The organism is Actinocrispum wychmicini (assembly GCF_004345645.1).
Classification (GTDB): Bacteria; Actinomycetota; Actinomycetes; order Mycobacteriales; family Pseudonocardiaceae; genus Kibdelosporangium; species Kibdelosporangium wychmicini.
This window is the reverse complement of sequence record NZ_SLWS01000007.1, coordinates 336490-356987: the sequence shown is the minus strand read 5'-3', so window position 1 is coordinate 356987 and position 20498 is coordinate 336490. Positions and strand designations below refer to the sequence as shown.

10 protein-coding genes are annotated in these 20498 nt (G+C 70.1%); 4 read left to right on the top strand and 6 right to left on the bottom strand.

Features of this window, described 5'->3' with window-relative positions; genetic code table 11:
* Positions 1-155: 155 nt before the first annotated feature.
* The 6 genes from EV192_RS31700 to EV192_RS31675 all read right to left on the bottom strand — a co-directional run bounded on the left by EV192_RS31700 (position 156) and on the right by EV192_RS31675 (position 6171).
* Entirely contained in the window at positions 156-548 is a 393-nt protein-coding gene (locus EV192_RS31700; RefSeq protein ID WP_132121964.1) for a cobalamin B12-binding domain-containing protein, read from the bottom strand.
* Positions 545-2101 (bottom strand): methylmalonyl-CoA mutase family protein, encoded by a 1557-nt coding sequence (locus EV192_RS31695; RefSeq protein WP_165960715.1) that lies wholly within the window; start codon positions 2099-2101, stop codon positions 545-547. The genes EV192_RS31700 and EV192_RS31695 overlap by 4 nt, the downstream gene beginning before the upstream one ends.
* A 154-nt stretch (positions 2102-2255) precedes the next feature.
* Positions 2256-3044 carry an IclR family transcriptional regulator gene (locus tag EV192_RS31690; protein WP_165960714.1) on the bottom strand — a complete coding sequence of 263 codons (789 nt, stop codon included), beginning with the start codon at positions 3042-3044 and terminating at the stop codon, positions 2256-2258.
* Positions 3045-3098: 54 nt separating this feature from the next.
* Positions 3099-3503, bottom strand: coding sequence for a Zn-ribbon domain-containing OB-fold protein (locus EV192_RS31685; protein ID WP_132121958.1), 405 nt, complete (start codon positions 3501-3503; stop codon positions 3099-3101).
* A complete protein-coding gene (locus EV192_RS31680; protein ID WP_243727207.1) occupies positions 3494-4681 on the bottom strand; it encodes a thiolase family protein in 1188 nt (395 codons plus the stop codon). The genes EV192_RS31685 and EV192_RS31680 overlap by 10 nt, the downstream gene beginning before the upstream one ends.
* On the bottom strand, positions 4678-6171 hold the full coding sequence (locus tag EV192_RS31675; protein WP_132121956.1) for an AMP-binding protein: 1494 nt from the start codon (positions 6169-6171) through the stop codon (positions 4678-4680). The genes EV192_RS31680 and EV192_RS31675 overlap by 4 nt, the downstream gene beginning before the upstream one ends.
* Positions 6172-6295: 124 nt before the next feature.
* Here EV192_RS31675 and EV192_RS31670 point away from each other — a divergent pair, with 124 nt between their 5' ends.
* The 4 genes from EV192_RS31670 to EV192_RS31655 all read left to right on the top strand — a co-directional run bounded on the left by EV192_RS31670 (position 6296) and on the right by EV192_RS31655 (position 20477).
* A complete protein-coding gene (locus tag EV192_RS31670) occupies positions 6296-7231 on the top strand; it encodes a glucosyl-3-phosphoglycerate synthase (protein ID WP_132121954.1) in 936 nt (311 codons plus the stop codon).
* Positions 7232-7475: 244 nt separating this feature from the next.
* Positions 7476-8933, top strand: a complete 1458-nt coding sequence (locus tag EV192_RS31665) for a PfaD family polyunsaturated fatty acid/polyketide biosynthesis protein (RefSeq protein ID WP_243727206.1) — start codon at positions 7476-7478, stop codon at positions 8931-8933.
* 19 nt (positions 8934-8952) lie between these two features.
* A complete protein-coding gene (locus EV192_RS31660; protein WP_132121950.1) occupies positions 8953-14376 on the top strand; it encodes a type I polyketide synthase in 5424 nt (1807 codons plus the stop codon).
* Complete coding sequence (locus EV192_RS31655; RefSeq protein WP_132121948.1) at positions 14373-20477, top strand: beta-ketoacyl synthase N-terminal-like domain-containing protein; 6105 nt, start codon at positions 14373-14375, stop codon at positions 20475-20477. Before EV192_RS31660 ends, EV192_RS31655 begins: the two co-directional genes overlap by 4 nt.
* The last annotated feature ends 21 nt before the right edge of the window (positions 20478-20498 follow it).

Below are 20498 nucleotides of genomic sequence, written 5' to 3'. Positions count from 1 at the left end.
GTGCAAATCGCTACGTGACATGCACTGTCTACCTGCCGCTGTCACCTCGGTCAAGAGGGAGGGATCATCACCGGTGAAGTCCTGACGCGGCGCACGGCAAGGCGATCTGCCCGATCGTCCGATCGGGCAGATCGCCTGGTGTCAGCGGAAGAAGGTCACGGCCCGCTGGTCGCCTCCTGGAAGGCCGTCACGATCTCCGTCATCGACGTGCCGGGCCCGAAGTGCAGGTGCACGCCCGCGGCCATCATGCGGTCGATCTCGGCGGGCTCGTCGATGCCGCCGGTGAGGACGGGGACGTCGGAGCCCGCCCGGCGCAGTCCCGCCACGGTGAGCGCGGCGAAGTGGCCGAGCCCGCCGCTCAGGCAGCTGAGCCCGACGGCGTCGGCGTCCTCCTGGACGGCGGCCGCCACGATCGTCGCCGTGGAGACACGTTTGCCCAGGTACACGACCTCGAACCCGGCATCGACGAGGTGCTTGCCGATGAGCCGGACGCCGACGTCGTGGCCGTCGAGCCCGAGTTTGGCCAACACGACGCGCTGTCGATTCATCCGTCGAACCCCTCCCGGGTGGCGCCGACGATCTCGGCGGAGGTGGCGCCCGCACGCAGCGCCTCGATACTGGGCGGGACGAGGTTCTCGGTGCCCGCTGCCGCTGCCGCGACCGCCTTGAGGGCGCGGTCGACGAGCGCGGCGTCTCGGCGGCGCTTGTGCTCGGTGAGCCGCGCGACGGCGTCCCGCTCAACCTCGGCGAAATCGATCTCGCCCGCGCTCTTGCCCACGAACCAGCCGGCGCGGGCTTTCGCGTCGAACACGCCGTGGCCGACCATGAGCCGCTCTCCCGTGCGTAGCTGCTCCTGGCGGGCGCCGCGGTTGTCGTCGATACGGCTGGCGATGTAGCCGTTCTCGATGGCTTCGAGCGGTCCGCCCGCCTCGATGAGCCGGTCGAGTTCGATCCGGACCTTGCTCATCACGTGCTCGTCGATGTCGCGCAGCTTGGCGCTGCCCGCGAGCGGGTCGATCGTCGTCAACGCGCCGTGCTCGTATGCGACGACCTGCATCGTGCGCACCGCGAGCGCTGCGGCGTCCGCGGATGGGATGCGCAACGCCTCGTCGTAGCCGGTGGCGCACAGGTAGTCGACGCCGCCGACCATGGAGCCGAGCACACTGAGCGTCACGCGCGGGATGTTGACCAGCGGTTCCTCGGCGGACTCCAGGCCGTGCGCGTAGCCCATGAGCTGCGCGATGGGCTGCTCGGCGACAGGGATGCCGTAGCGGTCGCGGAGGATCTCGCTCCACAGGATCCGCGCCGTGCGGAACACCGAGGCCTCGACGAACAGGTCGCTGCGCTCGTTCAGGAAGAACATCAGCTTTCCGGCGACGTCCGCGGGCTCGTAGCCACGGCCCACCAGCTCGTCCACATACGCGATGGCGTTGCCGAACGCGAACGCCACGGCCAGCAACGGACCCGCGCCGGCGACGTCGTAGTGGTTGGAACAGACGGTGAGCGCTGCGCCAGGCATGCCCTCGTCGATCGCGAACGCGACGCAGTCGGCGGCGATCCGCAGCGCTTGCGTCGGTGAGTGGATCTCGGTGCCGCGGGCGGTGAATTCCTTGAGCGGGTCGTTCTGCATCACGAGTTTGACGTGTCGCGCGTCGCGGTCGGACAGGACACTGTGGACCATCCCCAGCGCGACGTGCCCGAGCGAGTTCTGCAGCATCCCGACGCTGTCGGCGGCGGCGAGGTCGAGCCGGGAGCAGATCGTGGCGAAGTCGTCGAGCGTCGCGCACGCCACCCCGGCCCGGCCGACCTGGGCGTGCGCCAGCTCGTGGTCGGGGTCGAAGCCGAGCTGCGACGGCAGGTCGGCGGCCAGCAGGAACGACTCCGCGCCCACCTCCTGCAGCACGGCGAGCCGCTCCGCCGTCATCGCGGGCGAGCCGAGGCCGGAGTAGACCATGAAGCGCGGCCGGAACGGGCCGGGCTCGGCGAGCCTGCTGTCGCTCCACGCCTTCAGCGCGGGTTCGGCGGTGGTCGGCGAGTCGTCGTAGCGCGCCCGGACGGGGACCCTCCCGTCGTTCGCCGTAGTGACTTCGCCTCGTATCATTGGCCTCGCTCCGCTCGGCGGGCTTGGCCGCCTTGAGCCGGTCATTTCCGCCCCAGCCCACGCGACCAGCGTCGCATCCAGCTCGCTCGCCCCGCTGCCGTGGGCGACGCTGGGCGTGTTCTGGGCCGGAAACGACCGGCGCGGCCAAGCGCGCTCATGTGCTGCCTGGTCCGGGCGCTCCCGCCACCGTCGCCGAAATCCGGGCCGCGACGTCCCTTACGTGCCGTTCGACCTCGGCGATCCGTTCGTTGCCGAGGCGGCCTTCTGGCCCGATGACGCTCAGCGCCGCGAGCGCGACGCCGTTCGTGTCCATGATCGGGGCGGTGACGCCGACCGCGCCCACCGCCCGTTCGCCGTAGCTGTACGCGACGCCTGCGGCCGCGATGCGCGCCAGCTCGGCGCGCAGGGTCTCGAGGTCGGTGATCGTGTTCGGCGTCGTGGCGTTGAGCGGGAGGTCCTTGAGCAGGCGTTCGCGTTCCGCTTCGGGCATGAACGCGAGCAGCGTCTTGCCCGCCGAACCGGTGTGGATGCCCTCCGAGACGCCGATGCCCGCGATGTAGCGGATGAGGTGCGGGCTGGGCAACTCCTTGATGCAGATGCGGGAGCGTCCGGCCCGCACGTGCACCGCGACGGTCTCCGTCGTGACGTCGCGCAGGTGCTCCAGCGCGTGGGTGGCCTCGAAGATGAAGCCCGCGTTGCCGTTGGAGATCGAGGCCATCAGGTGCAGGCTGCCGGGGCCCAGCCCGTAGTGCCCGCTGACCTCGTCCTGGACGACCATGCCCTTGGCTCGCAACGTGCTGAGCAGCCGGTACGTCGTCGGCCTGGACAGCGCGACGACCTCGGCCACGTCGCGGAGCGTGAGCGGGCTGTGGCCAAGGGCGAACAGGATGTCGATCGCTCGGCTGACGGCGCGAACCGTGGAGCCGTCGGGGGTTTCTGTCACTGGCCACCTCTGCGATAAGGCTGCGCGACCGTTTTGTCGGGCGAACACACCGTATCAACCAGTGAAACGGTCAGGCTCGAACCAGTAGCGCGGAGTCTCGCCCGCCGCGCCGATGCGCACGCGCACGGCCATACCCGCCGCAGGCTCGACTCCGTCCGTTCTGACCTGACCGAACACCACCGGTCCGTCGTCGTCGAGTGCGACCTGGCCGAGCATGTACGGCGCGGGCAGCCCGGGCCGTGGGACGTGCACGGTCGTGTACGTGAGCAGCACACCCGTCGCCGCGAACGTGTGCTCGGCGGGCGCGGCCGTCCCACAGCGGTGGCAGACGGCGCGGGCCGGGAACGAGGCTGCCCCGCACTGCCCACAGCGGCTGCCGACGAGCGCGTGCCCGTCGTCGCGCGGCCGTTCGGCGGTCGTCGGGACGTTCAGTGCGGCGTCGAGTTGGTTCAGTCCCATGGATCGGTCCTCTCCAGCAGGTGCACGCACGACACGGCTGACTCGCCCTCCAGCCAGCCGCCGTTGTTGTGGGCGAGGCCGACGCGCGGCCGTCGGGTCTGCCGCCCGGTGGCCTCGCCGCGCAGCTGCCACGTCAGCTCCGCGACCTGCGCCAATCCGGTGGCGCCCACGGCGTGCCCGCGCGACGACAACCCGCCGCTCGGGTTGACCGGGCGGGAGCCGTCGATCTGGGTGGCGCCGCTGCCGAGCAGGGCCCCGGCGTCGCCGGGGCCGCAGAAGCCGAGATGCTCGTAGGCGATCAGCTCGGCGGGGGCCATCGCATCGTGCACCTCGGCGATGTCGACGTCCTCGGGACCGAGACCCGCCTCCTCGTACGCTGCGGCCGCGCACGTCTCGGTCAGCGACGGCTCGGTGCCGGTGGTCGTGTACCCGGTCGCGGCCTGCGACGCCCGGACCCGGACGGTCGGCCGCCCCACCGACGGGACGGCCCCGCGCCGGGCCAGCACGACCGAGGCCGCGCCGTCGCAGATGGAGCTGCACATCAGCAGCGTCAGCGGGTCGGCGATGGGCCGCGAGCCCAGCACCTCCTCGGGAGTGACGACCTTGCGGTGCTGCGCGTACGGGTTGAGCGAGCCGTTGGCGTGACTCTTCACGGACACGGCGACCAGGTCGTCGACGGTCAGCCGGCCCGCGGCGATGAGCTTGCGCAGCCGCATCCCGTAGACGGCGGTGAACTGCAGCCCGATCCCCGAGACCACGTCGAGGTCGCCGGCCGACTCCAGCGCCGCGAGCGTCCGGCTCCGGTCCTCGACGAACATCTTCTCCACACCAGAGACCAGCACCACGTCCGCCGAGCCCGCGCGGATGGCCAGCACGGCCTGGCGCAGCGCGGTGGACCCGCTCGCGCACGCGTTCTCGACGTTCGTGACGGGGACGCGCTCGATGCCGATCTCACGCATCACCGACTGGCCGCGGATCATCTCCTGGCCTTGCAGCAGCCCGGCCATCGCGTTGGCGGCGTAGACGCCGTCGACGTCCTGCACGCCGAGGCCCGCGTCGACCAGCGCCGAGACGCACGCGACGCGGTTGAGGTCCTTCAGCGAGGAGCCGGTGAAGCGGCCGAAGGGGTGCATGCCCACCCCGACAACCTCGATGTCGTCCCCGAACGCGCTGCTCACTCGTACCCTCCGTCGGTCAGCTTGTTGCGCAACTCGTCCCGGTCGACTTTCCCGTAGGTCGTGCGCGGGATGGCGTCCCAGATCTCCAGCCGGCGTGGGGTGCGGATGCCCAGGCGGGGCCGGACGAACTCGATCAGCTCCTGGCTCGACACCGCATGCGCGTTCCGCAACCGCACGACTGCCGTGACGGCGTCGCCCCAGCGCGGGTCCGGCAGACCAAGCACCACGGCCTCGCTCACCGCGGCGTGCGCGGACAGCTCGTTCTCGACCTCGCGGGGCGCGATGTTGTAGCCGCCCGAGTTGATCATCTCGTCGTTGCGGCCCTGGAGGTGGACGAAGCCGCGCTCGTCGGTGCGGGCGAGGTCCTTGGTGCGCAGCCAGCCGTCGACGAGCACGGCGGCCGTGGCCTCGGGGTTGCGGTGGTAGCCGGTCATCAGGTGCGAGCCCCGCACACAGACCTCGCCGATCTCCCCCGGCGGCGCGACATGTCCGTCGTCGGTGCGCACCTCGACGGCCACTGAGCGCCAGGGCCGTCCCGCGGACTGGCGGGCCCGCGGGTCGAGGTGGTCGGTCCGGCTCAGACACGTGATCGTCATGGGTGCCTCGGACTGCCCGTAGTCCTGCACGAGCGTCGGGCCGAACCGGTCGAGCGCGCGTTCCAGCACCGGCAGCGCCACGCTCGACGCCCCGTAGACGATCGTCTCGAAGCCCCACTCGTCCCGCGCCGCGTCCAGCAGCGGTTCGAGCATCGCGGGCACCGCCTTGAGCGTGCGGAAGTGCTCCGCACGGGAGCGGTGCCACACCTCGTCGGGATCGAACTTCGGCATGACGTGCACGCCCGCGCCGCTGATCAGGTACGGCAGCACGAAGTAGCCCGACGCGTGCGAGACGGCCTGGGTGAGCAGGATCCGCTCGCCCTCGCGGACCGGCGCGAGCTCCAGCAGCAGGTTCAGCGCCACCTCGCGCAGCGCCCGGTGGGAGAGCACCACGCCCTTGGGACGCCCGGTCGTCCCGGACGTGTAGGAGATCCAGGCGGCGCCTTCGGGGTCACCGTCGCGCACCACCGGTGTCATTGGCGCCTCCGCGACGAGCGCGTCGGATGAGTGCACGAAGTCGGGGTCCGCCTCGAACGGGACCGCGACCAGCCCGAACTCGGCGGCCAGCGCGTGCGCGGCGGCGGCGAAGCGTGGGGCGAAGAAAAGCAGCCGTAGGTCCGCGTCCGCCGCGACGTAGCGGAAGTCCTCCAGGTGCAGGCGGGCGTTGAGGGCGACCCGGACGCGGCGGCCGAGCGCGATCGCGCAGTCGACCTCGACGAACTCGGTGCGGTTGTCCGACAGGATCCCGACGGTCGCTCCCGGTGGAACGCCGAGCGCGTCCATGGCGTTGGCCAGCCGCTCGGCCCGGCCCAGGAGCTCGTCGAACGTGCGCGCCGTGCGGCCATCGTCCACCGCCGTCACATGGCGGTGCGCGGCGCCCGCGCGACGGAGCATGTAGGCGGTGTCCAGAGCGGCCTCCTCGCCGAAGGGCGTTTCATCTGACGATAAGAACGTATTGACTGGTGAAACGATGTGTCAAGGGTTCTGGTAGATTCGCGTGGGTGGATGGGTCGCTCGCGTGAACCCGACGGCACGTACCTGGTTCGACACGCGGACCTGGCAGGAACCACAGTGGACGGTTGACGAACTGCTTGCCGCCAAACGGGACCGGACCATCAGCGTGGTGCTGCCGGCGTTGAACGAGCAGGCGACGGTCGGCGACGTGGTGGGCACGGTCCGTCCCCTACTGGGGTCCCTTGTGGACGAGTTGGTGGTGATGGACTCCGGTTCGACCGACCGGACGGCTGAGGTCGCGGCCGCCGCCGGCGCGCGGGTGGTCCGCCGGCACGACGTCATGGTTGAGCTGGAACCGTTGCCCGGCAAGGGCGAGGTGCTGTGGCGGTCGCTCGCGGCCACCACCGGCGACCTGGTGGTCTTCATCGACGCGGACCTGGTCGACCCGGACCCGGCGTTCGTCCCGGCGCTGCTGGGCCCGCTGCTGACGGTCGCCGGCGTGCATCTGGTCAAGGGCTTCTACCGGCGGCCCTTGCGACTGGAGACCGAGCACGGCGGAGGTCGCGTCACGGAACTGCTCGCCCGGCCGCTGCTGTCGGCGTTACGGCCGCAGTTGTCCGGACTGGTCCAGCCGCTGGGCGGCGAGTACGCGGCGACCCGTGAGTTCCTTGAGTCCGTTCCGTTCGCGGCCGGATACGCCGTGGAGATCGGCCTGTTGCTCGACGCCCATTCCACGTACGGCCTGCCGGCGATCGCGCAGGTCAACCTCGGCGTGCGCAAGCACCGCAACCGCGGCCTCCTGCAGTTGGGCGTGATGGCCAACCAGATCCTCGGCACCACGCTGCGTCGCTGCGGCATTGCCGCCCAGACCGCCGAATTCACGCAGTTCGTACAGGTAGCCGGCGAGTGGCTGCCGGACACCAAGGACGTGCTGGTGGCTGACCGGCCGCCGATGGCGGGTCTACGACCAGGCGGTAGTCGCGAGGACTCGAACACGTAACCCGCATCCGTATCCTGGGTGTGGCGGAGGAACCGGTTGACCCATGGAAGTGCTGTTGGACGCATCCAGCTTAGGGCGCGCGGTGGGCATGCCCGCTGCGACCGTGGAGCCTAGTGTGCCGCGTTGGCGGCCGGGGCGGCGACCGGTGGCATTCTCGGGGGCCGACATCGTCGCGATCACCCGTCAGCCTCGGCAGCCACTGCATGTCGTCCGAGACGCGCCCGGACATGAACCCGGGGTGGGTGTGGCTGGCACTGTCGTGATGTCCGGCACGGGTTACGAACTGGTTGGGTCGTTGCCGCCGATGTATCCCGAATGGCTGGGCGACAGGTCGTTCACCCGGGTGCACGGCGCCCGGTTTCCTTACGTGGCCGGTGAGATGGCCAACGGGATCGCGACGACGTCGTTCGTGGTCGCGCTGGCTCGCGCCGAGATGCTGGGCTTCTTCGGGGCCGCCGGGCTGGCTCTGCCGGTGATCGAGCGGGCAGTGGCGGACTTGACCCGGACGTTGGGTGGAGTCCGCAACTGGGGCGTCAACCTGATCCACACCCCGAACGAGGCCGGCCACGAGGACGGAGTCGTCGATCTGCTGCTGCGAGCGAATGTGCCCAAGGTGTCCGCATCGGCGTTCATGGAGTTGACGCCGGCCGTCGTGCGGTGCGCGGTCGCGGGGCTGCGTCAGGACCCGCACGGCGAGATCGTCCGCGCCAGGCACCTGTTCGCGAAGATCTCACGGCCCAAAGTAGCCGAGAAGTTCCTTTCGCCCGCGCCTTCCGACATCCTGGGTGTGCTGCTGGATCGCGGGCAGATCACCCAGGACGAAGCGCGCCTCGCGCAACGCGTTCCGCTCGCCGAGGACATAACAGTCGAGGCGGACAGCGGTGGCCACACCGACAACCGGCCGCTGGCAGTTGTGCTGTTCGCCGTGCGCGCGCTACGTGACCAACTCAGCCATCGCAACGGCTATACGCGGCCCGTACGTGTGGGCGCGGCCGGCGGTCTCGGCGAACCGTCCGCCGTGGCGGCGGCGTTCGCGGCGGGCGCGGCGTACGTCCTGACCGGGACCGTCAACCAGTTGTCCGCCGAGGCCAACCTGTCGGACGCCGCCAAGGAGATGCTGGCCAAGGCCGACCTGTCCGATGTAGTGATGGCGCCGGCTGCCGACATGTTCGAGCACGGCGTACGGGTACAGGTGCTACGGCGCGGCACCCTGTTCGCCGCGCGTGCCAAGCAACTGTACGACGCATACCTGGCGTACCCGTCGTTGGAGGAGATCCCCGCGCCGGTGCGTGAACGCATCGAGAACGACGTTTTGCGGAGCACGTTCGACGACGCGTGGACGATGACACGCCGGTTCTGGGTCGATCGCGACGCCCGAGAGGTCGAACGCGCCGAAACCGACGCGCGACACCGGATGGCGTTGGTCTTCCGTTCGTACCTCGGCCTGTCCAGCAGGTGGGCGATTGATGGCGAGCCGAGCCGGCAGATGGACTACCAGATCTGGTGCGGCCCGGCGATCGGCGCCTTCAACCGCTGGGTCGCCGGCAGCCCGCTTGCCGTGCCGCACCAGCGCACCGTCGTGCAGATAGCGCTGAACCTGTTGGAAGGAGCGGCCGTAGTGACTCGCGCACAGCAGTTGCGTACCTACGGCGTCGCTGTACCCGACGAAGCGTTCAGCTACCGCCCACGGCTGCTGTCGTGACGTAACCTTGAGGAGCGCCATGTCACGTCAGGTTTCCGTTGCCGTAGTGGGCATCGCGGCGCTCATGCCGGGCGCCCGCGACGTGGCCGAGTTCTGGCGTAACATCGTCACCGGCCGGGATCTGATCACCGACGTGCCGGCGTCGCACTGGTCGGCCGACGACTTCTACGACCCAGACCCGGACGCGCCCGACAAGACCTACTGCCGCCGGGGCGCGTTCCTCCCCGAGATCGAGTTCGACCCGATGGCCCACGGGCTGCCGCCGTCGACCCTGCCCGCGCTGGACCCGGGCCAGCTGATGGGCCTCGTGGTGGCCGACGAACTACTCGCCGACCTTGACGAAGGCCTTGGCGGCCCACTGGATCGCGAGCGGGTCAGCGTCATCATCGGCAGTTCGACGTTGAGCCGGGTGGGCATGATGGACGCCCGGATCCAGCGTCCGGTGTGGCTGAAGGCGTTGCGCGAGCAGGGGATCGACGAGGCGACGGCCGAAGCGGTCTGCGACCGGATCGCCGCGCGTTACGTGCCATGGCAGGAGGCCACGTTCCCCGGCCTGCTGTCGAACGTGGTGGCCGGCCGGATCGCCAACCGCCTCGACCTGCACGGCACGAACTGCACCGTGGACGCCGCCTGCGCGAGTTCGCTGGCCGCGATCACCGCCGGTGTCAACGAACTGTCGCTCGGGCTGGCCGACCTGGTGATCACGGGCGGTGTCGACGCCACCAACAATCCGTTGATGTACGTGTGTTTCAGCAAGACCCCCGCGCTGTCACCGACGGGGGACGTGCGGCCGTTCGCCGAGGACGCCGACGGCACCATGCTCGGCGAAGGCGTGGCGATGGTGGGCCTCAGGCGGCTGGACGACGCGCAGCGCGACGGTGACCGGATCTACGCTGTGATCCGCGGGATCGGTTCCTCGTCGGACGGGCGCGGTGGAGCGATCTACGCGCCGATGCCGCAGGGCCAGGTCCGGGCGCTGCGGCGGGCGTACGAGGCGGCCGGCTACGGTCCGGACTCGGTGGAGTTGGTGGAAGCACACGGCACCGCCACCCGCGCCGGGGACGCCGCCGAGTTCGAGTCGCTGCGCCAGGTGTTCGGCGAGAGCGGCAGGCAGGACAAGCAGTGGTGCGCCCTGGGCACAGTCAAGTCACAGATCGGCCACACCAAGGCCGCCGCGGGCGCCGCCGGACTGGTGAAGGCGGTGCTGGCCCTGCACCACAAAGTGCTGCCGCCGACCATCAAGGTGCGGCGGCCCAACACCCGGCTCGGCCTCGATGACAGCCCGTTCTACCTGAACACGGCCGCCCGGCCATGGATCCGACCGAGCGATCACCCCCGGCGGGCATCGGTGTCGAGTTTCGGCTTCGGCGGGGCCAACTTCCACGTCACCCTGGAGGAGCACGAGCTTTCGACGCCGGTCACCACGACCGACCTCGTGGCGCCCGCCGGCCATTCGCCCAAGGACCTGATGGCGCGCTTCCAGGACGTGACCGATGCTCTGTCCGATGTGGCCGAGCGACGGGATCCCGGCCGGATCGCGTTCCTTTTCCCGGGGCAGGGCGCGCAGTACGTCGGCATGGGTGGTGATGTGGCGATGGCGTTCCCACCGGCCCGGGAGGTGTGGGACGCTGCCGCCGAGTTGCGTGACGTCGTGTTCCCACCGCCGGTGTTCGCGGACGCGGACCAGGCGCGCCGACTCACCGAGACGCAGTGGGCGCAGCCTGCGTTGGCCGCGCACAGCCTGGCCCTGTTGGCCCTGCTGAAGGCGATCGGCATCGAACCCGCATGCGTCGCCGGCCACAGCCTCGGGGAACTGGTCGCGTTGCACGCCGCCGGTGCTTTCGACGCCGAAACCCTGTTACGGCTGGCGAGGTATCGCGGTGAGCTGATGGCGGCGAGCGACCCGGGCGCGATGCTCGCGATCGCGGCGGACGCCACAACGGTCACGTCGATCATCGACTCGACAAGGTCCGTGTGGTTATCGAACGTTAACTCGCCGGAGCAGGCCGTGGTCTCCGGGACCGCCGACGCGATCGACGCCTTGTCCGCGCGGCTGTCCACTGCCGGGATCACGGCCCGCCGCCTCGATGTGTCGGCCGCGTTCCACAGTCCGCTGATGGCGTCCGTGACACAGCCACTGCGCCGTTTCCTGGACGAGATGCCGTTGTCCGCGCTGGAGCTTGACGTCTACGGCAACGCCGATGCCCGGATCTACGACCGTGACCCGGAAGCCGTGCGGGACCGGCTCGCCGTGCACTCGACGTCGCCGGTTCGGTTCCACGACCAGATCGAGGCGATGTACGCCGACGGCGTGCGGACGTTCATCGAGGTGGGCGCCGGGTCAGTACTCACCGGTCTGGTCGGACAGATCCTCGGTGCGCGCGATCATCTCGCTGTCAGCCTGGACAGACGCGGGCGGGACGGCGTCACGGCGTGGCACGAGGCGTTGGCCCGCCTGGCTGTTCGGGGTGTGCCGTTGGATCTGTCCGGGCACCGGGTCTCGCCGCCGCCACGATCGCAGAATCCGCCACGGATGTCCGTGACCATCAACGGCACCGGTTATCGCGTACCACCCGTCCTTCCCGCCCCTGTCGTCGTGGAGACCGCTATGCCCGATCGCCGTGAACCTGTGTCGCAGGCAGTTCCGTACACCGAGCCGGGCCCGCAGTGGCTCGCCACGGTCGCCGAGCTGCAACGCCAGACCGCTGAGGCGCACATGCATTTCCAGGACGTCCTCGCCGATGCCCACCGCACGTTCCTGCGGATGGCGGAGCAGACATTCGCGACGTTCGCGGCGCCAGGCACGTACTCCGAGACACAACCACCCCCTGCGATGGCACCACCCATCATGACGCCACCACCCATCATGACGCCACCGCCCGTCATGACACCGCCTGTCCTCGCGCCGCCACCGGTGGCTCCGGCTCCCGTGCCGTTGCCACCGGCGCCGGTCACCGCCATGGATTTGGGGCTGTTGCTGGAGGTGGTCGCCGACAAGACCGGCTATCCGGCCGACATGCTCGACGGCGGCATGGACCTGGAGGCGGACCTGGGGATCGACTCGATCAAGAAGGTGGAGATCTTCGCCGCCGTCCGGCAACGTGTCGCCGGCATGCCCGAAGCCGACTCGCCGGAAATGGCGCAACTGTTCCAACTGCGTACCCTCGACCAGGTCGTCCACTGGGTCGATGACAACCGAAACGGCCATCGGGACGGCACTGGAAACGGCGACCCCGGTCCGCCGGAACGACCGTCGTTGCGTCGATTACAGGTCAGGCCGGTGCCAGCGCCGCCCTGCGGCCTGGCGATGGCTGGCCTCACAGTTTCCCCACTTGTCGTCGTGGACGGCGGCAGTGGGTTGGCACCGGCAGTGGTCGAGCGACTCGCCGCCCATGACATCACCGCCGTGGCCGATGATTCTCCCGCGCCGGATGCATGGGGCGTGATCCTGCTCGGCGGGATGGCCCCATTGGCTGGTCCGGAGCAGGGCTTTGCGTTGAACCGTAACGCCTTCCGAGCCGCCCGGTCGGTGGCTGTCGGCATGGCCGACCAGGGTGGGGTCTTCGTGACCGTGCAGGACACCGGTGGGTGTTTCGGTCTCGTCGCTCCCGATCCGGACCGCGCCTGGCTCGGTGGGTTCGCGGCACTGGCCAGGACCGCCGCACGGGAATGGCCGCTCGCGGCGGTGAAAGCCATCGACTGCGAGCGCGGCATCCGTGACGACAACGCCGTCGCCGCGGCGATCGTCGAGGAACTGCTGACCGGTGGGGCAACGCTCGACGTGGGGTTGCGTGCTGATGGCAGCCGATGGACCGTCGGCCTGCGGGACGCCTCCGTTCCGTCCGCCGCACCTGTGATCACGGCTGACTCTGTTGTGGTGGCGACGGGTGGTGGTCGCGGCGTCACCGCTGCGTCGTTGATCGAGCTTGCTGTTCGCCGTCCCAGAGTGCTGCTTGTCGGGCGAACCGACCTGGCCGACGAGCCTCCGCGCGTCGCCGCGGCCCGCGACGAGAAGTCACTCATCCGGCAGTTCGCGCTGGACGACCCGACGGCCACGCCCGCACTCGTGGCGGCCCGTGCCCGCGAAGTCCTTGCCGCTCGCGAGGTGCGCGCCACGCTCGTGGCGTTGGAGCGTCGCGGCGCTACGGTGCGCTACGCCGCTGTGGACGTCACGGACCGAGCGGCGTTGGACCGGGAATTGGATCGCGTGCGGCAGGAATGGGGGCCGATCACGGCTCTCGTCCACGGCGCCGGGGTGCTCGCGGACAAGCGTATCGCTGACAAGACTGACGAACAATTCGACCACGTGTACGCCACGAAGGTGACGGGCTGGCAAGCATTGCTGGCCGCCACCGCGGACGATCCACTGACGCTGCTGTGCGTCTTCTCCTCGGTCGCCGCCCGTTTCGGCAACGAGGGCCAAAGCGACTACGCGATGGCCAACGAAACCCTCAACCAACTGGCGTGCGCCGAGCGTGCGCGCCGGCCCACGTGCCGAGTCCGTTCGATCGCCTGGGGACCGTGGGCCGGAGGCATGGTCACACCGGCCCTCGCGACCCACTTCACCCAACGTGGCATGCCCCTTGTGCCGTTGGACTTGGGCGCACGTGCGTTCGTCGCCGAGATCGACGCCGAGGACACCGTCCAGGTGCTGGTCAGTGCGGGCCAAACCGCCGACGTGACAACGCGGTTCACCGCCGAGGTCACAGTGGACACGCGTACGCACGGCTATCTGCTGGATCACGCCCCAGCCGGGACACCGGTACTCCCACTGGCGATCGCGATGGAGTGGTTCGCGGCGGCCGGCAGGTCGCGGTACCCGGACCGGGAGACGAACCTACGCGACATCCAGGTGCTGCGACGCGTCGACCTCCCGAACCTGACCGCGGGTCACCGCTTCACCATCGACTGCCAGGCCGACGACGGCCAACTGACGCTCAAGTCGTTGTCGGGCATCGCGCACTACCGTGCCCGCCTTGCCACCCGAGATGCGGAGGCCCAATCCTGGAGCCCACCTGACGGCACCCCCGTCCACTCCGTGTACGACCACCCCGCGCTGTTCCATGGTCCCGGCTTTCGTGTACTGCGACGGGTCGACGCGCTTTCCGCGAGCGGAGTGGACGCACGTGTCGTTGGCGTACGGGACATCGGATGGCCCGGCGGTCCATGGTGGACGGACGCGGCCGCTGTGGACGGCGCGTTGCAGGCGGCGGTGCTGTGGGCAAGTCACGCCACCGGCACCGCGACGTTGCCGATGGCCGTGGACGAGTTGCGTGTCCACCGCACCGGCCCGGCCGCGGGCGGACTCCGTTGCCTGGTACGGGCTGGGACCATCGCGAATGGACAGGCACGGTGCGATGTCGTCCTGCTGGACGAGGACAAGCCGGGCATCGAACTGCTCGGTGTCAGTCTGGTCAGTCGACCCGACATGAGGTCGACATGACGGCGGCGGGTGGGTTCGAGCCGATCGCGATCGTCGGTCAGGGGTGCGTGCTGCCCGGTGCGTTGGATCCCGGCCAGTTCTGGGACAACGTCGTACATGGCAGGGTCAGCCTCGCGACGGTGCGTCCGGAGGACTGGCGCATGCCACACCTCTCGGCGCCGGACACCGCCGGGCTTGTGCGTGGCTTTGACGACGTGTTCGACCCGGACGGCTTCCACATCGACGCCGAGGAGGTCGCCGGTTACGATCCGGCGCTGCGCTGGGTGCTGCACGCGGGGCGGGCGGCGTTGCGGGAGACCAGCCGCCCGCTCGACCGGGCGGGGCTGGTCCTGGGCAGTCTCGGGTTCCCCAGCCGAGGGCTTGCCGCCTACGCCGAGCGGGTCTGGCTGGCCGACCGCCCCGAGTTGCTGGCGACGCTGCCTGCGATGTCCGGTGTGGACGCTCGGTCGCGGTTCTGCTCCGGCCTGCCCGCGCACACCGCGGCTCGGGCGTTGGGACTCGGTGGCGGTGCCGTCGCTCTGGACGCGGCGTGCGCCTCGGCACTTTACGCTGTAAAAATCGCTTGTGACCGGCTGCACGACGGCACCGCGGACCTGATGCTGGCCGGCGCGGTCAGCGGCTGTGACGGCATGGTCATCACTGCCGGCTTCGCGGCTCTGGGCGGCCTGAGCCCCACCGGACGCAGCCGGCCGTTCCACCGCCAGGCGGACGGGCTGGTCCCGGCTGAGGGCGCGGCGATCGTGGCGCTGATGCGGCTGCGCGACGCCATCGACGCGCGCATTCCCGTCCACGGGGTCATCCGTGGTGTCGGCCTGTCCAACGACGGGCGAACGGGTGGGTTCCTGGTGCCCGACGAAGACGGCCAGATCCGGGCCATGCGCGCGGCGTACGACCAAGCGGGCATCCAGCCGGACACCGTGTCACTGCTGGAATGTCACGCCACCGGCACGCGGGTCGGCGACACGGTGGAGGCCAGAGCGACGGCCCGGTTCTTCGCCGGGCATCGCGACCTGCCCGTCGGTTCCGCCAAGTCGAACGTCGGCCACCTGTTGACCGCCTCCGGGGCCGCCGGGCTGCTCAAGTTGCTCGGTGCCATCGAAGCCGGCGTGCGTCCGGCGACAGCGGGTACGACGGACCCGATCGACGAACTGTCCCAGAGCCCGCTGCGGCTGTTGACGGCCAACGAGCCGTGGCAAGGACGGCGGCGCGCTGCGATCAGTGCGTTCGGGTTCGGCGGCAACAACGCCCATCTCATCGTCGAAGCCTTCGACGGCCACCCGGCAACGTCCAGTGTCGCCAAGCCCGCCGACGACATCGCCGTCGTCTCCATCGGCACGCGGATCGGTGGCCACGGCGTCGACGCGTTCCGTGACGCACTCCTGACCGGACAAGCGCTCGACCACCAGCGGGACATCGAGGTCGCCCTGGCGGGACTACGTTACCCACCAAGGGATCTCGCCGAAACGCTGGGCCAGCAAGTCCTCGTGTTGGAGGCCGCCCGCGAAGCCGCCGCCGACGTCCAGTTGCCGCCACGCACGGCAGTGCTGATCGGGATGGGGACCGACCCGGAGATCGCCCGGGTGGACGTCGGGCAGCGGCTCGACGCCTGGCACGGGGACGCCAAGGCGGGGGAGGGGTTCGGCGCGTCAGTGACCGCGGCGCGCGTGCTGGGCAGCATGGCGAACATCGCCGCCAACCGCATCGGCGGTCAACTCGACCTGTCCGGCCCCGCCTTCGCCGTGTTCGCCGAGGAGGCATCCGGACTGGCCGCACTCGAACTGGCTGTGCGCGCGCTGCGGACGGGAGAGATTGACGCCGCCGTGGTCGGTGCCGTCGACCTGTCGGACGAGCCGGTGCACCGCGCGGCGGCCAGCGAACTCGGCCTGCCGTCGACTCCAGCGGACGGCGCTGTCGTTCTGGTACTCAAGCGGCTCGCCGACGCCGAACGGGCAATCGCGCTCGTCTGTCCAACACTGGACGACACCCCAGCCGACCTGGCGATCGGCGACGCGGGCGACTTCGACCCCGCCGCACTGTTCGGGTCACCACACGCGGCTCGCGGCCTGCTCGGCGTGGCGGCGGCAGCCCTCGCACTCCAGCACCGCGCCGCGCCGAGAATGGGCCGTCGAGCAGACCCGCGCCCGGCCGCCACCACCGCCGACGTTGTCACCCCGGTGCTGGGTGCGACACCCCACCGGATCCGGTTGCGCGCGGCAGCCGCCGAGCCGTGGGTGTCGACGCGTCCACCACAGGTGCACCTGTATTCAGGGACGGACCGATCCGATGTCCTGGCCGGCGCTGAGAACGGCCCGGCAAGGCTGGCCGTGCTCGCACGCGACAGCGTGCACCTGGCCTCGCAGCTCACAGCGGCCCGGAAGTGGCTCACCGAAGGCGCACCGCGGCCGGACGGTGTCGCGTTCCGCGAGACTCCACTCGACGGCGAGACAGCCTTCGTCTACACCAAGGGTTCCGCCGCGTACGCCGGCATGGGCGCCGACCTGATGCTGGCCTTCGCGCCGCTGGCCGACATGGCCGGCGCTGAACTGGCCGGCTGGGCCTATCGAGGTGACGGACGGCCGAACGACTCGCTCGACCAGATCCTCGGCGTCGGCTACCTCGCCCGGCTGCACACCCGGATCAGCCGCGAAATCCTCGGCGTAGAGCCACAAGCGGCGATCGGGTACTCGTCGGGGGAGTCGTCGGCGTTGGTGGCGTTGGATGTGTGGACCGACCCGCACGCGCTGGCCGCCGACGCGCGAGCCAGCGAGCTGTTCACTCACGAATTGGGTGGCGAACTGCGCGCCGTGCGTCGGTATTGGTCCCGGTCCGGCATCACGGGGGAGCGTTGGGGCGGGTTCGTCGTGTCGGCGGATGCGGAACGGGTCCGTGACCTGGTGCAAGGCGAGCACGCCGTGCACCTGACGGCTATCTGCGCTCCAGGGACGAGTGTCATCGCGGGCGAACGGGAGGCGTGCCTGGCGTTCGTCGAGCGCCTCGCACCGGACGGCTGCGCCGAGATCCACTACGACCTGGTCGCCCACGCCCCGGAAGTCACCGAGGTCCGGGACCGCTGGCACGCGCTGCACCGGCGGCCCACGACAGCCGCGCCGGGAATCCGGTTCTACCGCGGTGCCACCGGCGAGTGGTACTACCCGACCGAGGAGTCGGCCGCGGACGCGCTCACCGAACAGGCGATATCGCCGGTCGACTTCCCCGCCGTGATCGAACGCGCCTGGCAGGATGGCGTCCGGGTGTTCGTCGAGCACGGGCCCGCCGCCCAGTGCACCGGCTGGATCCGCCGGATTCTCGGTGACCGTGAGCACCTGGCCGTCGCTCTGGACGGGCCACGGGACGCCGGGTTGTGGCAACTGTCCACTGTGGTCGCTGAACTGGCCGCCGCCGGTGTCAAGGTGCACATCGACGCGCTCACCGAGTACTTCAGGACACCGCCGGGGAAAACCGGTCCGACCGTGCGCATTCCCGCCCGGCTACCAGCACCGCCGACGGTCGGCTACATGGTGATGGAACGAGCACCCGACCTCAAGCCGGCGGCGACTCGCACACAGCCCCCGCCAGCCGTGGCGTGGCGGCAATTGGTCACCGCCGCCCACCGCCAGCATCTCTCCCTGCAGGGCGAAGCTCATGCCCAGTTCCTGGCCACGCGTGCCACTGCCTTGCGGGCGCTGGCACAGCCGTCCATGGGGCGGCCGGGTCCGAGATTCGATCGCGCCCAGCTCGAACACCTCGCCACCGGGCGGATCTCCGAGGTCTTCGGCCCGATGTTCGCGGTCCAGGACGACGACGTGCGGCAGACCCGGATGCCCGGCCCGCCGTTGCTGCTCGCCGACCGGGTCACCGGCATCGACGCCGTGCCCGGGTCCATGGGCACCGGCACGATCTGGACGCGGACCGACGTCACCCTCGACGCCTGGTATCTCGACGCCACTGGCCGGATGCCGCCCGGGCTGCTCGTCGAGGCCGGCCAGGCGGACCTGCTGCTGATCAGCTGGCTCGGCGCGGACCTGGGCAACCGCGGCGAACGCGTCTACCGCCTGCTGGGCAGCGAGGTCACGTTCCACACCAGCCCACCGGCAGCCGGGACGACCCTCGACTACGAGATCCGCGTGGTCGACCACGTCACGCACGGCCCGATCAGGCTCTTCTTCTTCGAATACGACTGCCGCAGCAACGGCGAACTCGTGTTGACGGTACGCCACGGACAGGCCGGATTCTTCGCCGACGACGAACTGGCGAACACCGGTGGCGTGCTGTGGGACCCGGCCACTGAAGTGCCCACTTTGGACGGACCGCTGGACTCATCCGTCCGACATACCAAGGACTCCTTTGACGCGGCCGCAGTCCTCGCGTTCACCGAAGGCCATCCAGACGCGTGCTTCGGGCCAGGCTGGGAGGTCACCCGCGCCGATGTGCGCAGCCCCCGGACCGGCGCCGGGCGCATGCGGCTGCTCGGCGAGGTCCCCGTCTTCGACCCCAAGGGCGGCCCTTGGCGGCGCGGCTACCTGCGAGCGGAGACCGCGGTCAGCCCGGACGACTGGTTCTTCGAAGGCCACTTCCACAACGACCCGTGTATGCCGGGCACGCTCATGTCCGAGGGCTGCCTGCAAGCCGTGTCGTTCTACCTCGCCGCATGCGGGTTCACGATCGGCCGCGACGCCTGGCGCTTCGAACCGGTGTCGGGGCGGTCGTCGCGGATGCGCTGCCGTGGCCAGGTCACGACACACAGCCGGTGCCTGACGTACGAGGTGTTCGTGTCGTCCGTGACGGCGGGGCCGATCCCGGCCGTGACCGCGGACGTTCTGGTCACCGTCGACGGCGTCAAAGCCTTGCACGTCAAGGACTGTTCGGTGCGGTTGGTGCCGGACTGGCCGTTGGACCACTGGCGGCACCTCGGGCCGCCGACCGTCCAACGTACCGCCGAACCAGTCCCGCTCCCGCTTCTCGGCGGCCTTCGCGGTCACGTCGAGTCGACACCCATCGCCGAGATCGGCGGGCTGCGCCTCGGCTATGCGTCCTTGCTGGCGTGCGCCTGGGGACGGCCCACCGACGGCCTGGGACCGATGGCGGAGCCCTTCGTCGGACCCCGGCGGGGACCACGGCTACCCGGACCGCCCTACCATTTCATGACCAGGATCACCGCGGTGAACGGTCCGTACCAGGGCATGACCATTGGGTCCACTGTGGACTGTGAGTACGACGTGCCCGCCGAAGCGTGGTACTTCACCGACAACGGCAACCCCACCATGCCCGTCGCGGTCCTGATGGAGATCGCGCTGCAACCGTGCGGCTGGCTGGGCTGTTACGTCGGCAGCCCGGTGCAGATCGACAGTGAACTGCTGTTCCGCAACCTCGACGGTGACGTGCGCATGTTCCGGGAAGTCCGGCCGGGCACCGGCACCGTGCACACCACCGTCCGCCTGACTACCGTGTCACACATCAACGGGATGATCATCGAGTCGTTCGCGATCGACTGCTACGCCGACGGCACACCGTTGCTCAGCGGCACCGCCGTGTTCGGCTACTTCTCGTCGGCCGCGCTCGCCGAACAGCCTGGCCTGCCCCCGTCACCGGAAGAACGCTCCCGTCTCGAAGAACCCTGCCCGCGGACACCGCCGTTGTCCGGCGCCGATCAACGGTTGCGGCTCGCGGGACCGATGCTGATGATGCTCGACCGGATCACCGGCTACTGGCCCCACGGCGGCGCAGCCGGCCTCGGCCGGCTGCGCGCCGAGATGGACGTCGACCCTGGCGCGTGGTTCTTCAGGGCCCACTTCTTCCAGGACCCGGTGATGCCCGGTTCCCTTGGCGTCGAAGCGATGTGCCAGCTGCTGCAGTGGTACATGACCAACCGCGGCATGGGCGCCGACCTGCCCGCCCCCCGGTTCGAGCCGATCGCCCTGACCGAGCCGGTCACATGGACATACCGCGGCCAGGTCGTGCCCGGTGACCGCCTGGTGACGATCGAGTTGGACGTAGTCGCGATCCATGGAACGACGGCCTTCGCGACCGCGTGGCTCTGGGTGGACGGCCGTCGGATCTACCGGGTCGAGCGCCTGGGCGTTCGGGTGGTCGCCGGCGGGTAGACGTTCACTGGCGGTGGCCAC

Bases quoted from the DNA above. Each gene is read 5' to 3' on its own strand.
- EV192_RS31675 (WP_132121956.1), bottom strand. From the start codon at position 6,171: ATGCTCCGTCGCGCGGGCGCCGCGCACCGCCATGTGACGGCGGTGGAC.
- EV192_RS31660 (WP_132121950.1), top strand. From the start codon at position 8,953: ATGTCACGTCAGGTTTCCGTTGCCGTAGTGGGCATCGCGGCGCTCATG.
- EV192_RS31695 (WP_165960715.1), bottom strand. From the start codon at position 2,101: ATGATACGAGGCGAAGTCACTACGGCGAACGACGGGAGGGTCCCCGTC.
- EV192_RS31700 (WP_132121964.1), bottom strand. From the start codon at position 548: ATGAATCGACAGCGCGTCGTGTTGGCCAAACTCGGGCTCGACGGCCAC.
- EV192_RS31685 (WP_132121958.1), bottom strand. From the start codon at position 3,503: ATGGGACTGAACCAACTCGACGCCGCACTGAACGTCCCGACGACCGCC.
- EV192_RS31655 (WP_132121948.1), top strand. From the start codon at position 14,373: ATGACGGCGGCGGGTGGGTTCGAGCCGATCGCGATCGTCGGTCAGGGG.